Origin of the sequence: Bacillus sp. FSL K6-3200 (assembly GCF_038630485.1) — a bacterium.
Lineage (GTDB): Bacteria > Bacillota > Bacilli > Bacillales > Bacillaceae > Bacillus > Bacillus safensis.
Genome location: NZ_CP152032.1, coordinates 228,673 through 244,496 on the forward strand (window position 1 = coordinate 228,673; position 15,824 = coordinate 244,496).

General features: G+C 43.9%; 15 protein-coding genes. 2 read left to right on the forward strand and 13 right to left on the reverse strand.

Annotation, left to right across the window (positions count from 1 at the left end; translation table 11 throughout):
• Positions 1-5 precede the first annotated feature (5 nt).
• The 4 genes from MHI60_RS01200 to proG all read right to left on the reverse strand — a co-directional run bounded on the left by MHI60_RS01200 (position 6) and on the right by proG (position 3,757).
• Complete coding sequence (locus tag MHI60_RS01200) at positions 6-968, reverse strand: ABC transporter permease (protein WP_034281490.1); 963 nt, start codon at positions 966-968, stop codon at positions 6-8.
• A complete protein-coding gene (locus MHI60_RS01205) occupies positions 965-1,900 on the reverse strand; it encodes an ABC transporter permease (RefSeq protein WP_041116384.1) in 936 nt (311 codons plus the stop codon). The genes MHI60_RS01200 and MHI60_RS01205 overlap by 4 nt, the downstream gene beginning before the upstream one ends.
• A gap of 18 nt (positions 1,901-1,918) precedes the next feature.
• Positions 1,919-2,743 carry a M55 family metallopeptidase gene (locus tag MHI60_RS01210; protein ID WP_144485071.1) on the reverse strand — a complete coding sequence of 275 codons (825 nt, stop codon included), beginning with the start codon at positions 2,741-2,743 and terminating at the stop codon, positions 1,919-1,921.
• A gap of 189 nt (positions 2,744-2,932) precedes the next feature.
• Positions 2,933-3,757 (reverse strand): pyrroline-5-carboxylate reductase ProG, encoded by an 825-nt coding sequence (gene proG / locus MHI60_RS01215; protein ID WP_144485069.1) that lies wholly within the window; start codon positions 3,755-3,757, stop codon positions 2,933-2,935.
• Positions 3,758-3,926: 169 nt separating this feature from the next.
• Here proG and MHI60_RS01220 point away from each other — a divergent pair, with 169 nt between their 5' ends.
• On the forward strand, positions 3,927-5,228 hold the full coding sequence (locus MHI60_RS01220; protein ID WP_144485067.1) for a trypsin-like peptidase domain-containing protein: 1,302 nt from the start codon (positions 3,927-3,929) through the stop codon (positions 5,226-5,228).
• Between the two features lie 34 nt (positions 5,229-5,262).
• Here the strand turns inward: MHI60_RS01220 and MHI60_RS01225 are convergent, their stop codons facing one another.
• A complete protein-coding gene (locus tag MHI60_RS01225) occupies positions 5,263-6,219 on the reverse strand; it encodes a ring-cleaving dioxygenase (RefSeq protein WP_047203045.1) in 957 nt (318 codons plus the stop codon).
• Positions 6,220-6,548: 329 nt separating this feature from the next.
• Here MHI60_RS01225 and MHI60_RS01230 point away from each other — a divergent pair, with 329 nt between their 5' ends.
• Positions 6,549-7,874 carry an amino acid permease gene (locus MHI60_RS01230; protein WP_144470260.1) on the forward strand — a complete coding sequence of 442 codons (1,326 nt, stop codon included), beginning with the start codon at positions 6,549-6,551 and terminating at the stop codon, positions 7,872-7,874.
• Positions 7,875-8,048: 174 nt separating this feature from the next.
• Here the strand turns inward: MHI60_RS01230 and MHI60_RS01235 are convergent, their stop codons facing one another.
• The 8 genes from MHI60_RS01235 to pdhA all read right to left on the reverse strand — a co-directional run bounded on the left by MHI60_RS01235 (position 8,049) and on the right by pdhA (position 15,714).
• Entirely contained in the window at positions 8,049-8,378 is a 330-nt protein-coding gene (locus MHI60_RS01235; RefSeq protein WP_144485063.1) for a bh protein, read from the reverse strand.
• Between the two features lie 63 nt (positions 8,379-8,441).
• The gene (locus tag MHI60_RS01240) at positions 8,442-9,398 is read right to left on the reverse strand and encodes a sugar-binding transcriptional regulator (RefSeq protein ID WP_024424944.1); all 957 of its coding nucleotides are present in this window, start codon (positions 9,396-9,398) and stop codon (positions 8,442-8,444) included.
• A gap of 93 nt (positions 9,399-9,491) precedes the next feature.
• On the reverse strand, positions 9,492-10,277 hold the full coding sequence (locus tag MHI60_RS01245; RefSeq protein WP_144485432.1) for an SDR family oxidoreductase: 786 nt from the start codon (positions 10,275-10,277) through the stop codon (positions 9,492-9,494).
• Positions 10,255-10,956, reverse strand: a complete 702-nt coding sequence (locus MHI60_RS01250) for an SDR family NAD(P)-dependent oxidoreductase (RefSeq protein ID WP_260856418.1) — start codon at positions 10,954-10,956, stop codon at positions 10,255-10,257. The genes MHI60_RS01245 and MHI60_RS01250 overlap by 23 nt, the downstream gene beginning before the upstream one ends.
• A gap of 18 nt (positions 10,957-10,974) precedes the next feature.
• Positions 10,975-12,357 (reverse strand): dihydrolipoyl dehydrogenase, encoded by a 1,383-nt coding sequence (gene lpdA / locus MHI60_RS01255; RefSeq protein ID WP_144485061.1) that lies wholly within the window; start codon positions 12,355-12,357, stop codon positions 10,975-10,977.
• Positions 12,358-12,369: 12 nt separating this feature from the next.
• Positions 12,370-13,701: a dihydrolipoamide acetyltransferase family protein gene (locus MHI60_RS01260; protein ID WP_144485059.1), complete on the reverse strand. Its 1,332-nt coding sequence runs from the start codon at positions 13,699-13,701 to the stop codon at positions 12,370-12,372.
• 17 nt (positions 13,702-13,718) lie between these two features.
• Positions 13,719-14,699, reverse strand: coding sequence for an alpha-ketoacid dehydrogenase subunit beta (locus tag MHI60_RS01265; RefSeq protein WP_144485431.1), 981 nt, complete (start codon positions 14,697-14,699; stop codon positions 13,719-13,721).
• Between the two features lie 31 nt (positions 14,700-14,730).
• Complete coding sequence (pdhA, locus tag MHI60_RS01270; RefSeq protein WP_144485057.1) at positions 14,731-15,714, reverse strand: pyruvate dehydrogenase (acetyl-transferring) E1 component subunit alpha; 984 nt, start codon at positions 15,712-15,714, stop codon at positions 14,731-14,733.
• Positions 15,715-15,824 lie beyond the last annotated feature (110 nt).

Sequence of the window (15,824 nt, forward strand, 5' to 3'; positions counted from 1 at the left end):
GCGCTTCACCTCTTCATCTTTGGATCAAGCGCATCTTGCAAGCCATCACCTAAATTGTTAAAGCAAAACATCGTGAGTGAAATGAAAAATGCCGGGAAAAATAAACGCCACCAATGTCCATTGTCTGACAGCACAGTCGGCAATGCATCATTGGCCATCACGCCCCAGCTTGCAAACGGTGCTTGAATACCTAAACCAAGAAAGCTTAGGAACGCTTCAGCAAATATCGCGGTCGGTACAGTCAGGGTCATCTGAACGATAATGGGCCCCATCGTATTCGGCAGCAGGTTACGGCGAATGATCCGCAGGCTTTTGGCACCAAAGGTCTTTGAGGCAAGGACATATTCCTGGCTTTTCAGCTGAAGAACCTGACCTCTCACAATTCTTGCCATTCCAATCCATCCGGTGACAGTGAGCGCTACAATAATGGTGACAAGCCCTGGCCCCATGAGCACCATCAATAAAATGACGACGAGTAAATAAGGAAGTCCGTAGAGCACCTCGACAATCCGCATCATGACATGGTCGTATTTGCCGCCCTTATAGCCAGCTATGCCTCCATAAATCACGCCGATGGCAAAATCAATCAGAGCTGCCATGACGCCCACAAATAACGAAATGCGTGCTCCGTACCAAGTGCGTGTGAACACATCTCGTCCAAGCTCATCTGTTCCGAACCAGTGAGCAGCCGAGGGAGGCAGATTTTGCATCGAAAGACGCTGCTCTGTCACACTATTTGGCGCAAGCAATGGGCCTAAGACTGCCATGACAAAAAGAAAAATCAGGACCGATAGGCTAAACATCGCAAGCTTATTTTGCTTCAGCCGCCTCCATGTATCTGCCCAATAGGAAAGAGAGGGTCTTTTAATGGCATGGGCTTCCGTTTTCTTTTGCTCTCGAGGAGAAAACCATTCGTCCGGCACTTCAGGATGTCTGTTCGGTGGATCATGCTGAAGGTGTATACTCATGCCTTTCCTCCTTTCTGATGCAGCTGAATCCTTGGGTCAAGGAGACGATACGCCACATCGACAATGAAGAGAAGTGTGATTAAAATAATGCTGTAAAAAACAGTGGTTCCCATGATGACAGGATAATCACGGTTGTTAATACTCTCGACAAAGTATTTTCCCATTCCAGGAATGGCAAATATTTTTTCAATGACAAAACTTCCTGTTAAAATACTTGCGACAAGTGTTCCAAGAATGGTCACAACGGGTAAAAGTGCATTCCGAAGCGCATGCTTAAATACAATTTTAAAGGGAGAAAGTCCTTTTGCTTTGGCCGTACGGATATAATCTTGCGACAGCACTTCAATCATGCTCGATCTCGTTAACCTGGCGATAATCGCCATTGGGCCGACAGCAAGAGCGATTGTAGGCAGCACCATATGCATTGGACTTGTCCACATCGCTGTAGGAAAGAGCTTCAAATTGACAGCAAGTTGCTGAATTAACAGGGTAGCAAAGATAAAGTTTGGAATGGATATACCGAAAACAGCAATGGTCATGGCGATGTAATCAATCAAACCATTATGCCGGAGGGCAGCCATGACCCCTAGCAGAATGCCAGAGATAACAGCAATCAATATTGAGATAAGACCAAGTTCTAATGAGACTGGGAAGCCTCTCGCCAATAGATCATTGACACTTTCAGAAGGCTTTTTAATGGAAGGACCAAAATCAAAGGTAACAATGGATTTTAAATAGATGACATATTGAACATAGAGTGGTTCGTCTAAGTGATAGTAGCTTTCGAGGTTTCGCTGGACGGTTTCGTTTGTATTTCGTTCTTCATTGAAAGGTGATCCTGGGATGACCTTCATTAAAATAAACGTTAAAGTCGTAATCGTTAAGATTGTAGCGATCATCGCAATAAAACGCTTGAGCAAAAAGCTGGCCATCTGCTGTCTCCCCCTCGCTTAACAAAATGTTGTACGTGCGGCAAGCTCTGTCATGACAAGCATCGCTTGATAGGCTTCTAATATATTGTTTGCTTGGTACGTCACAGTCGTTGTTCCTTCTATGATGGCAGTACCCGGCATTAAATTCGCCCATTCGGCTTGTCCATAATTGGCAAACTCAATCTTAAGCAGCGGCTGATCAGGAGGTGTCAGCGGCTTCATTTGATCAATCTGTTTCATCGCGGCTTCCACTTGCTGCGAGATTTGTTTATTGACTTTGGCAGGAGGTAAGCATTTCACAGCAGATCTTGAGATGGTCTCTTTCACTGCCACTGTTTTCACACCAGGCATCAGCTTTTCTGCCTCACGTGCTGCTTGATCATCCCCGCAAACAAGAATCACTGGAACACCATAGTAGCCTGCAACATACGCATTAAAGCCCATTTCCCCAATTGGCTGATCATTTATGTAAAAATGTCTGACCCCAAAAATCATACTGTGGGACATCACACCTTTCATTGATGCCCTTGCATGATAGCCTAAAAAAACAGCGGCATCATAGGTTTGATCCAATCCTTGCACCATTGAAAAAGGCTTTACGTCACCTGATATGAGAACTGCCTCTTCATGCAGTTCTTCGATCAAAAGATTATTCATTTTAGAATGACTGTCATTGACCAAAATGTCGGTTGCACCATGCTGAAGAAGCGCTTCTACACAAGCATTCACTTCACCCGTCATAATGCGTCTGCCCCGCTCATAGTTGTGCTGGCGTGAATCAACAAATGTATGATCAGCTAGACCAGTAATTCCCTCCATATCGACAGATAGATAGAACTTCATTCCCATCCCCCTTTAATTAAACATAAAATTTGTGTATATTTTTCTAAATTTTCTAAAAAATTATATGAGAACTTGATTGATTTTTCAATACAATGTCCGAAAATAAGGAATTTAGACTCAGATAATACAGGTCAAAAGGCTGTTTTAGAAAGGATTTTTTTAACAAATAAAACACCACTAACTATGTCTTTAGTGGTGTTTATCCGCTTCATTGATCTGCGATTTCAGCTGTTCATATTTCTTCATGGTTTGTGTAAATAAATCATCAAACATCTGAGGTGCCTGCTGTTGAATGACCTCTGCACCTTCTCCTGTAATTCCCCCTTTTGTCGCCACTCTATCGACAGTTTCAGCAAAGGTTAGGCCTCGTTCTTCGAGGATCTGGCCGGTACCTAAAAGGGCATACGTTAAAAATTCATTCGCTTCCTCTAAGGAAAGATCACTATTTCTCACAGCCGCTTTCGCCATTTCTTCAAAAAGAGCAGCGATAAAACCAGGAGATGAGCTTGTCAAATTACTCGCCGCATCAAACCGATCTTCCTCTACTTCCCTGACGATGCTAAAAGCTGAAAGCAGACGGTGCAAACGCTCCTTTTCCTCACGTCCTGCGGCTGCACCATGCGCAACAAGAGATACGCCCGTTCCAACAGCTGACGTGAGTGTTGGGATGTATCTAGACACTGGCTGTGTTGTATGCCCTTGTAACTTTTCCAATGTCACAGCTGCTGCTACTGACACAATATGTACCTCTCTCGCTTGAGAAGGCATCTGATCCAGAACATCAAGTACTGCAAACGGCGGCACGCAGACAAACAATATATCACATGACGCACAAAGGTCGTCTAATGAACAAATGTTGATATCTTGGTGCTTTTCTTTGAGCTGAAGCAGGCGCTCCGTTTCACTTCTTGTATGAATCATAATTTGATGAGCATGCAGCACCCCATTTTCCAGCCACTTTTGCACCATCATATCAGCCATACTTCCATATCCAATAATTCCGATTGTCTCCACAGTTTAATCTCCTCTATTTTGCTTAGATTCACTACTTATTTTAACAATTTCCCACAATGTTTTCATTTTTATCCCACACTTTTTTCTTACGATAAAGTCAGTCTCCACCACATACGGTAAAACACCTAGAACACATACATGAAAAAATCAATGAAAGAGAGTGATTTAAATGACACAGCACAAAGATGACAAACACCCTTCTCATGAACGACAAAAAATTGAACAACCTCAAAAACAGAAAAAGCCAAACGGCTGGTTTAAGCCATTTGTCAGCGGTGTTGTGGGCGGTATATTAGCGTTAAGCATTTACGTTCTTACGCCATATGCTCAGCATTCATCAGACAGCACTGCAAATGATTCGGCAGCGAAAACAGAAGCAGTATCGACAAATCACACGAATTCGTCAAAAACAACAGCCGTCCAAACATCAAATTCATCAAACAGCATCTCCAGCATGGTCGAAAATGTATCACCAGCTATTGTCGGCATTACAAACTACCAAACGCAAACAGACACGAGCTTTGGCGATTTCAATACGCCTTTCGATGAATCACAGCAAAACAAAAGCAGTCAAGAGGAAAAAACCGGTACAGGCTCAGGAGTGATTTTCAAAAAATCAGGCAATAAAGCCTATGTCTTAACAAACAATCACGTCATTGAAGGGGCAAATAAATTAACCGTATCCTTACATGATGGCAAAACCATTGAAGGAAAACTGGTCGGAGCTGATCCGCTCACTGACTTAGCCGTTGTGGAAATTAGCAGCAGTCATGTGACAAAGGTTGCGGCATTAGGCAATTCCTCCTCACTGCGTGCTGGGGAAACTGTCATTGCGATCGGAAACCCGCTTGGTGAAGATCTTTCAAGAACGGTGACACAAGGAATTGTCAGCGGTGTCGACCGAACAGTCTCAATGAACACATCAGCAGGCGAAAGCAGCATTAATGTCATTCAAACAGATGCAGCCATTAACCCAGGTAACAGCGGCGGCCCGCTTCTGACGACAGACGGAAAGGTTGTGGGGATCACGAGTATGAAAATCTCTGAAACAGGTGTAGAAGGCATTGGGTTCGCACTGCCAATCAATGATGTCAAACCAATCGCTGATCAGCTTCTCGCAAAAGGAAAAATTGAACGTCCATATATCGGCATCAGCATGCTGGATCTCGAACAAGTTCCAAATGTGTATCAGAAAGAAACACTCGGACTCAAAAGCAGTCAGCTCGATCAAGGCGTGTACGTCAAAGATATTGCCGCAGGTTCACCTGCCGCCAAAGCTGGCTTAAAATCAGAGGATGTCATTACCGGCATCAATGGGAAACAAATCAAAACTGGCAGCGAATTACGTCATGAGCTATACACGAATGCAAAAGTAGGAGACACCGTGAGCATCACCCTCATTCGAAACGGAAAACAAGAAACAAAGCAGGTCACATTAACACAATCTGAATCTAAGCAGGTCAGTTCCTAATAAAAAAAGCAGCTCAGTTGATGAGCTGCTTTTTTTATGACGACTGAATTGGCGTTAATCTTTGTTCAATTTCTGCTCGTTTATGCTCTAGGAATGGCGGAAGGGCTAATTGATCGCCAAGTACATCCACCCCTTCATCGACTGTAAACCCAGGACCATCAGTTGAAATTTCAAATAAAATACCATTTGGCTCTCTAAAGTAAAGAGCTTTAAAGTAAAAACGTTCTACAACACCAGAGTTCGTAAAGCCTGCTTTTGATATTTTTTCATACCATTTTTCAAGCTCTTCTGCATCCTTCACGCGAAATGCGACGTGATGCACACTTCCTCTTCCCGAACGCTCAGAAGGCCCTTCTGTTTTTTCGATCACATGAATTTCTGTTCCAGCGCCGCCATTTCCTGACTCAAAAATCGTCACGATCTCACCATCATTTGATTGTTCACGTGCTCTTTCAGTGAATCCAAGGATGTCTGTTAAAACACGGATCGTCTTATCAGCTTCTGCAACAGTTAATTCAACTGGACCTAAACCTCTAATCGCATACTCTGCCGGAATATCGTCATGCACTGGCGGTGAGCCTTCTTCTTGTGCGTTCGGTTCTACTGTTAAAAACAGCTGCTGCCCTTCTGGGTCTTTAAAACGCAAAGCAGGTCTTCCGCCTCTCAAGGAAGCTGTTTCTTGCTGCACGCCTTTATCTTCAAACCGCTTTTCCCAAAACGTGAGTGCCTCTTCAGAAGAAACGAGAAGGCCTGTGCTTGTGATCGCATTTGTCCCTTCCAAACGGCGGGCAAGCATTGGAATTTCAAAGAATGTTAGCTCCGTTCCTGGTGAAGCGACCTCATCTCCATAAAACAAGTGGTACATAGACGGGTCATCCTGATTGACTGTTTTCTTTACAAGTTTTAAGCCAAGGATTTGGCGGTAGAAATCAACATTTTTCTGAGCATTGGCTGTTAACGCAGATACGTGGTGAATCCCATTTATTTTCATTATTTTCACTCCTAATTTAAATTATCTCGAATTCGAGATAATATCCTTATGAATAAAATAGTTCATTTTTCAAGAAAAGTCAACCATTTGATCGCACGTTTACTGGATGTTCGGTTTACGGTCATTAAATTAACATTAAATCGAAAATAAACTTTCATTGTTCGTTTTTAACACAACATTTACCCTAATATCTCCAATAAACGAGCACTTTCAAATACAAATACGAAAATCAGAAAATTTTTTTAATTCTTGTTTTCCTAAAATCGTATTACAATGAACAAAATACATGTCACAGTAACGTACGAAAGTGATGCAGGAGGTCGTGTGTAATGAACAAAGAACAACCAGCGTTAAAACAAGACATCGGCTTATTTTTCGCCCTATCTCTTGTCATCGGGACCATTATCGGGTCAGGCGTCTTTATGAAGCCAGGCAACGTCCTTTCCTATTCAGGAAGCTCAGACATCGCCTTATTCGCTTGGCTGTTAGGTGGAATCTTAACCCTTGCAGGCGGACTAACTGTCGCTGAAATTGGTACACAAATCCCGAGAACCGGCGGTTTGTACGCCTATCTTGAAGAAGTGTATGGTGAATTTTGGGGCTACTTATGCGGCTGGGTGCAGATTATTATTTACGGACCAGCCATCATTGGTGCACTTGGTCTTTATTTTGGTTCATTATTAGCCAATTTATTTTCTCTTTCGACTTTGTGGTCTACAACGATCGGCATTATCACTGTTTTATTTTTATGTATCATCAACATCATGGGAACAAAATACGGCGGATTTGTTCAGGGGCTGACCACTATCGGAAAGCTTGTCCCAATTGCCGCTATTATTGTGTTTGGCTTATGGAAAGGTAACGAAAACATTTTTATGGCTGTTAACGATAGTATTGCTCAAATGAACTTCGGTGCAGCGATTTTGGCTACGTTGTTTGCCTATGATGGCTGGATTTTACTAGCTGCGCTTGGGGGTGAAATGAAGAACCCTGAGAAACTGCTTCCTCGTGCAATGGCAGGCGGAATTTTAATCGTGACGGCTTGTTATCTCTTTATTAATGTCGCACTTTTGCACGTGCTGCCAGCTGATCAAATCGTCCAGTTAGGTGAAAATGCGACAAGCACTGCTGCTACCATGCTCTTTGGGCCAATTGGCGGGAAAATCATTAGTATTGGGATCATCATTAGTATCTTTGGCTGTTTGAACGGCAAGGTTCTTTCATTCCCACGTGTGATTTTTGCGATGGCAGAACGAAAGCAGATTCCTTTCGCCAACGCGATTTCGCGGATTCACCCAACGTTTAAAACACCTTGGATCGCTGTATTTGTGCAAATTTTGATCGCCATTGTGTTTATGATCGTCAGTAATCCCGAAAAGCTGTCTGAAGTATCGATTTTCATGATCTACATCTTTTATGTCATGGCCTTTTTCGCCGTCTTTAAACTGAGAAAACAAAACAGCGGAATGAAGCGTGCTTACAGTGTACCACTTTACCCGCTGACACCGATCATTGCGATTATCGGTTCATTATTCGTCTTAATCAGCACCATGATCACCGATTGGAAAAGCTGCCTGATCTCCATGCTGATCGGCATGGCTGGACTGCCTATTTATTATTATATGAAAAAAACACAAAAAAAAGCAGAGCGCTAAACAGTGCTCTGCTTTTTTCCTTCTTCTCAGCGTGATAGAAAACCTTTGCAGTCTAGGAAAGACGAGTACCGGAGCGGAGCGAATGTAACATTCGTGAGCACAGGAACGGAGGACTGACAAAGAATGCGAGGGTTTGCCTACACGCGGATGCAGAGCGCTAAACAGTGCTCTGCTTCATTTTTTATATTGTTTGATCACTTTGTATGATTCGTTTAAATATCTCATGAGCCGATATGGCTTACTAAGCACGCGGATTGGGAGTCTTGAGATAAATCCATTCAGGTTCGACTTATATTCCTGCGTGATCCGCTTTGGCTTTGTCGCTATTTTCTCGTATACTTCCTTGTAAAATTCCTTCATGATGTCGACTTTCACACTGATCTTTTGATGACACTCTATACACTCAACGCTTTTCATCTGATCATTCACATAAACGATGCTGTGGAGGGTCTCTTCTTGGCACCGAGTACAATGTAGGTTTGCTTCCATTTCGGTTTTCTTCAAGATACACAGCTCCTTTCTCGTTTGATGTTGCTCTTGTTATACCATTCGAACGCTGCCAGCCTTTTATTGGACGGACGCTTCCTTTAAAATGGCTGCCGCCGTTAGTTCGTCTGTCACCAGTACTTGGATGAAGCCGCCATTTAAAGCCCCTAAAATACTCTCAGCTTTATGGGTTCCTTCTACAACAGCGATGACCGTTTTGACGCTCTTTAATTGTTCCAGCGATAAGCCAATGACTTTTTGATTCAGTTCATCTTGGACAGGTTTTCCTTCTCCATCAAAGAAACGAAAGCCAATATCACCGACTGCCCCTGATTGCCTTAAACCAGATAAGTCCTCTTCTTTTAAATAACCGACTGTTTTTAAAGTTGACCCTTTATGCGGGTTGCCAATACCGATGAGGGCAATATCCACATTTCTGCCTTCTTCAAGCACGGCTTCTATGTCCTGCATCGCCATAAGCCGTTCTTTTAATTCTTCTGTTTCTAAAATCGCAGGAGCATATAAATAGGAACACGTGCCGTTCATTTTCTTTGCCAGCTCATATGCCAGCTGATTGGCATGAATGTCGACCGCCTGCCTGCCCATTCCGCCCTCTAAAGGAATGACCTTCACATCGTTTCTTCGTTCAAACGGATATTCTTTTACAAGCTCAGCAAGCGTCGTTCCCCATGAAATACCGATTTTCTCCGCATTTTTCATGTTTTTAGACAAATAATAGGCGCCTGCTTGACCGACTGCCCGCTTCACCATCTCAGACATTGTCCCGACACTTGGGACAACGACCGCATCTGTTAATTGAAAGGTTGTTTCTAGCTGCTTTTCAAGCTCCACCGTATGAATGCTTTCGTCTTTAATGTACACTTCAACGATTCCCACATCTTTTGCTTTTTGTAAGAGCTTTGAAATGACTGGTCTTGAGACATTGAGCTTTTTTGCAATTTCCTGCTGCGTCCACCCGTCTGTATAATAAAGATGAGCAACTTTGACGAGCTGTCGTCTTTCTTCCCAATTCAGCATGTGACATCATCCTTTTAATATACTATGATTACCAGTATACCAAACATTCGTTTCCAATTGGAACAATTGTTATGAAAATGACAAAAAGAGCGATTAACTCTCCGCTCTTTTTCCCTCAGTATATTTCGGCTGATACGTTCTCCCTCCGTCTAACAGGATAATTTGTCCGTGCAAATAGCTCCCCTCGCCACGTGTGAGAAATAAAGTGAGTCCTGCGATATCCTCAGGTTTTCCTAATCTTCCGATGGGAATGAGTGATTGCAGCTGCCGTTTTTCCTCTACAGTAGGATAGAGCGTATCAAGCATTTGAGATTCTATTACGCGGGGGGCAATCACGTTGATCCGTATATGATGCGAGCCTAGTTCCTTTACGAGCGAACGCATCAATCCAAATGCACCTGCTTTTGATGCATAATATTGAATGCCGCCTCCTGAGCCTGTTATTGCAGATCCCGATCCAATAATGACAACACTGCCTTCCTGCCGCTCACACATATAGGGTGCCAACGCTTTGATGCAATAGTAAAGACCATATAAGTTCACAGCCAGTGTCTTTTTCCAAAGTGAAAAATCAACTTCTAAAAAAGGCAGTGATTTGGTCATTCCTGCTGAATACACAAGGTGAGCAATGCCGCCCAGCTCCCTTTCAGCTGCTGATATCATTTGCTGAACACTTTCCCACGATGAAACGTCAGCTTGAAATGTCAGCAGCTGAGGATACTGTGTCTTTAAGAGCGAAAGTCCCTTTTCGTCTATATCTGACACGGCGACTTGGTGCCCTTCTTTTAAAAAACGCTCAGCAATTTCTTTTCCGATCCCTTGGGCTCCGCCAACGATGAGAACTGGTTTTTGAACATTAGCCAGCGCTCTCACCCCCATCAAGCATAATCGCCGCGCCATCTGTAAATGCACCATAGGATGTACTGAGGAACACCGTCATATGGGCCACAGTCTCCTTGATTTGCTCTGTATCAGGAACCAAATGGAGAGGAGGCGGCAGCAGCGCAAGCACCCGGATGCCTTTGTCTTTAAATTCTCTCGCTAACCCTTTTGTCATCGCATTCAGCATAGAATTCGATGTAGCATGCGAGATCCCGCCATCTCCTGTGATACTGCCTGATGACGATATATTAATGATGCAGCCTTGCTTCTGATCAACCATATGCCATACGGCAGCCTGACTGGAAAGAAAGACGGTATTCACAGCCGATTCCACTTCATCCACCCACTCATCAGGGCTCACGTCATCAAGCTCTGCTCCCGCTCCTTGCTCTGCTTGATTGACCAAAATATCCAGTTTACCGCATGTATCAATCACTTGCCTCAGCATCCGTGTGGCATCACGCGGTGTTTCCAGCGGGTTCTGAATGATACTCGCTTGACCGCCCATTTTTTGAATGTCTTCACGAATGGTTTTAGCCTTTGATTCATCATGAAACGTGTGTAAAAAAACATGTGCACCTGCCCGGGCTAAAGCCAGGCAGATGGCTTCTCCAAATCCATCTGTGCTACCTGTCACAAGTGCCGCTTTCTGATGAAGCTGGACGTGCACATGCATCTCCTCCCTATCCCTTGATTATTTTCTCAGCTTATTCACGATATCAAGAGCGGCTTCATAAAAACCTTCTGAGATGGTCGGATGCGGATGAATCATTTTCGCCATCTCTTCTGCTGTTCCTTCTAAATACATAAAGGAGGAAGCTTCTGAAATCATCTCTGTGACGTGCGGGCCAACCATCGTCGCGCCAATCACTTCACCATAGGCTGTATCGTATACCAATTTAATGAAGCCTGTTTGATCACCTGCCGCTAGTGCTTTACCGCTTGCCGCTAAATCAAATCGTTCTGCCCGCACGTTAAGTCCTTTGGATTTTGCCTCTTTCTCAGTCAGACCGACACTTGCTACCTCTGGTAATGTATAAATACATCTAGGCATGACATCAGCATTCATTTTTTCAGACACACCGCAAATATTACTGACCGCAACAGCGGCTTCTGCCATCGCTGCGTGAGCCAGCTGATAGCCGCCAGCGACATCCCCAACTGCATAGACACCTTCCACACTTGTCTGCATCTTGTCATTCACCTTAATAAAAGGACCATCCAGCTGAAGGTCAAGCTTGCTGACAGCAGATACACTAGGTCTTCTTCCTACACAAACAAGCAGTCTTTCAGCCGTAAAGATATGCGTCTCCCCTTTTTCGTCTGCTGCATGAATCGCTTTGACTCCTTCGCTTTCTGTCACCTCTGTCACAGTGGTTTTCTTCGCGATATGGATACCTTTTTTCTTTAATTCTTTTTCTAGCAGCTTAGATGCTTCCTCATCCTCTTGCGGAATAATGGACGGAGCCGCTTCAATAATCGTGACTTTTGATTGAAGACTCTGGAAGATACAAGCCAGCTCAAGTCCAATGACACCGCCGCCAATGATGACGACAGAAGCAGGAATATCTGGGATGTCAAAGATCGTATCACTTGTGTCAAATTGAATGTCTTTAAGCCCCGGTATTGGCGGAATGGCAGGTGAAGATCCAGTGGCAATGATGAGCTCTTTCGTTTCAATCGATTCTGAACCATCTTGTTTTTCAATCTCAATCCGGTGCTTTGTAACAGCTGTACCTCTGCCGTTATATACATCAATCTTTCCTTGCTTTAATAGAAAAGCAATTCCGCCTCTAAGCTTTTCAATGACGTCATCTTTGCGCTTTCTCATTTTATCGAAGGAAAGGACCAAATCACCTGTTTCAATTCCCCAGCTTTTCGCCTTCTCAATTGATTCAATGACTTCTGCATGTTTAAGCAGTGTCTTGGAAGGAATACAGCCCCGATTTAAACAAGTACCGCCTAGAAAATCCTCTTCAATCAAAGCAACCTTCCGCCCGCGCTCAGCCGCTTGAAGGGCGGCAGTATACCCGCCAGGCCCTCCGCCAATGACTGTCAGATCATACGTTTTTGTCATCCGATTCATCTCCTACATTAGCAATTCAAATGGTTGTTCAAGCACTTTTTTAAGGTCTGTTAAAAAGGCAGCCGCTGGTGCGCCATCTACCACTCGGTGATCAAACGATAAACTAACACCCATCATCGGCCGCACCTGAATTTCTCCATCTACCACAACAGGTTTTTCTTGAATGCGCCCAACCCCTAAGATCGCCACTTCCGGCTGATTAATAATCGGGGTAAAGGTATCAATGGCATACATACCTAAGTTACTAATTGTAAAAGTGGACCCTTTCAGCTGGTCTGGCAGCAGTTTTTGGTCACGTGCGTTTCGGCCGATTTCTTTCGCCTCTTTTGTCAGCTGTTTTAACCCTTTTTGGTTCGCATGAGAAATGACTGGAACCATTAAGCCATCTTTTACAGCGACAGCGAGACCAATGTGCACATCATCATGGAAATGGAGCTCATTTTGTTCAAACGTCATATTGATCTGCGGGTGGCGCGTGAGTACGTTGCTGACCGCATGAATGATAATTTCTGTGAACGACAATCTGTAGCCTGTCTCTTTTTCAATCGCTGGCAATAGCTGTTTGCGTACTTCTTTCGCTTTTGTCATATCGATTTCACTTGTTAATGTCACGTGCGGTGCTGTAAAGGCACTTTGTGACATCCTATCAGCGATCACTTTTCTCATGCCAGCTAGTTTTTGTGTTTTCACTGGAGAATTCTCTGCTGTTTGTACAGCTGCTGCCGTTACATCACTCTTCATAATTTTTCCGTGTGCACCAGATCCAGCAACATTCGCTAAATCGATTCCTTCACGAGCAGCCACTTTTTCTGCAAGCGGTGACACGCGCTGATCTTTCTCACTAGAGTGGACGGCCGCCTCGACGTCACGCTTTTGAACTCTGCCTTTAGGTCCTGTGCCAGATACCTCATGAATCGCTACATGATGATCCTTTGCCGTTTTTCTCGCAGCAGGTGTGGCACGAACTTTTTCATTAGGTGTTTTTGGGGCTTCACTTTCACTAGAACTGGATGAACCCGCGTCTGATGAAGACGATTCGCTGCTGCCTGATGAATCTTCATCTGATTGTGCTGGCGGTTCACTTGGCACCTGTTCATTTGCTTCTCCGATGTATCCAATGACAGCATTGACTGGAATTTGATCATCGGCTTCATAATATTTCTTTAGAAAAATACCATCATCATAGGCTTCCACCTCGATATTGATCTTGTCTGTCATAATTTCAAAAAGAGGCTCACCGATTTCAACCGAATCTCCTTCTTCTTTAAACCATTGAAGCAAGGTGCCGACTTCCATCGTACTGCTTAGCTTCGGCATAAATATCTCTTTTGGCATGATCTTCTCCCCTTTACTTAAGAGCGCACAAGCTCTTTTGCTGCTTCAATAATATCTGGCACTTGTGGAATGACCGCTTTTTCCAGCGTCGGGTTGTATGGTATTGGGACCGCAAGACCGCCAAGTCGTTTAATTGGAGCATCTAAGTAGTCAAAGGCTTCACTTTCCGCTATCATACTTGCAATCTCTCCGCCATAGCCGCCTCGTTTTACCGCTTCATGAACGACGATACATTTACCTGTTTTCTTCACAGATTCGATAATCGTTTCTTCATCTAATGGGACAAGTGTTCTTGGGTCAATGATTTCAACATCGATTCCCTCTGCTTCTAGTTCCTTCGCCGCTTCTAACGCTTTGTGTACCATAATCGCTGTTGCTACAATCGTGACGTCTTTCCCGCTTCTTTTCACATCTGCTTTCCCTAGAGGAATGGAATATTGCTCTTCAGGCACTTCACCGATTGTTTTATATAAAAGCTTGTGCTCGTAGAAAATGACAGGGTTTTCATCATCCATCGCCGCTTTTAAAAGTCCTTTTGCATCATAGGCTGTTGAAGGCTGAACCACCTTGAGTCCTGGAATATGTGCCATCCACGCTTCTAAGCTTTGGGAGTGCTGCGCCGCTGCACCAGTTCCTGATCCTGCTGGTGTTCTCACGACGAGCGGCACCTTTCCTTTTCCGCCAAACATGTATCGTGTTTTGGCTGCTTGGTTCACAAGCTGATCCATTGCGATTGTAATAAAGTCAGAGAATTGAAGTTCTAAAATCGGACGCATACCAGTTAAAGCCGCTCCGACTGCCCCACCTGCGATGGCAGCCTCTGAAATAGGTGTATTGCGAACGCGCTCTGGGCCGAATTCTTCAATCATGCCGCGCGTGACCCCAAAAGCACCTCCATATACGCCGATATCTTCACCTAAAATGAAGACATCCTGGTTTTCTCTCATTTCCTGACTCATAGCCTCTCGAACGGCTTCTAAATATGAAATCTCTCTCACTGTTGTTTTTGTCACGTGATTCCCCTCCTAATTAGGCGTATACATCCTCTAATAGTGTGTCAATTGACGGTTCTTTACTGTTTTTGGCGAATTCTACAGACGCTTCAATTTCCTGCTTTGCTTCTTCCTGTAAGCTTGCTGCCTGCTCTTCTGTCAAAACATTCAGTTCAATCAAGAGAGACTTAAAGCGTTTGATTCCGTCTTTTTGTCTCCACTCTGTCTCTTCTTCACGTGTACGGTATTTTTTCGCATCACTCTTAGAGTGACCCTTCCAGCGGTACGTTTTCATTTCAATAAGTGATGGGCCATCTCCCGCTCTCGCACGGCTGACTGCTTCATCTACTGTGTTCATAATTTCGACCATGTCATTCCCATCAACCGTTTTTCCTGGCATTCCGTAGCTTTCTGCTCTTGTTGAAATGTCTTCAATATTGATCATTTCTTTCACAGGGCCAGACATGCCGTACTGGTTGTTTTCACAAATAAACACAACCGGTAAATCCCAAATGGATGCAAGGTTTAATGCTTCATGGAAGCTGCCTTCATTTGTGGCACCATCTCCGAAGAAACAAAGAACAACAAAGCCTTCCTGCTTCATTTTAGATGTGAGCGCTGCACCTGTTGCCAGCGGGATACCGCCGCCAACGATTCCATTTGCCCCAAGATTTCCTTTTTCTAAGTCTGCAATATGCATGGAGCCGCCTTTTCCTTTACAATAGCCGGTTTCACGTCCAAACAATTCAGCCATCATTTTATTGACCTCGGCCCCTTTTGCAATACAGTGCCCGTGTCCCCTGTGTGTGCTGACGATCTTATCTTTATCTTTTAATACAGCAATCGATCCAACAGCTGATGCTTCCTGTCCAACACATAAATGAGTGGTGCCATGGATAAGTCCTTTTGCAAAGAATTGATCGACCTTTTCATCAAAATATCTCACTAACCACATTTGTTTATATAAATCTGCTAATTTCTCATGACTAATCTGTTCAGGCAAAGTGATTTGTTTTTGCATTTCTTCTCTCCCCTTTACATTTGTTCTTATGTGTTACATTTGTAATCATCATACGTTTAAGTGTCATCGAAGTCAAGCATTTCTCTCTCATTTTTAAGCGTTTTCATCTT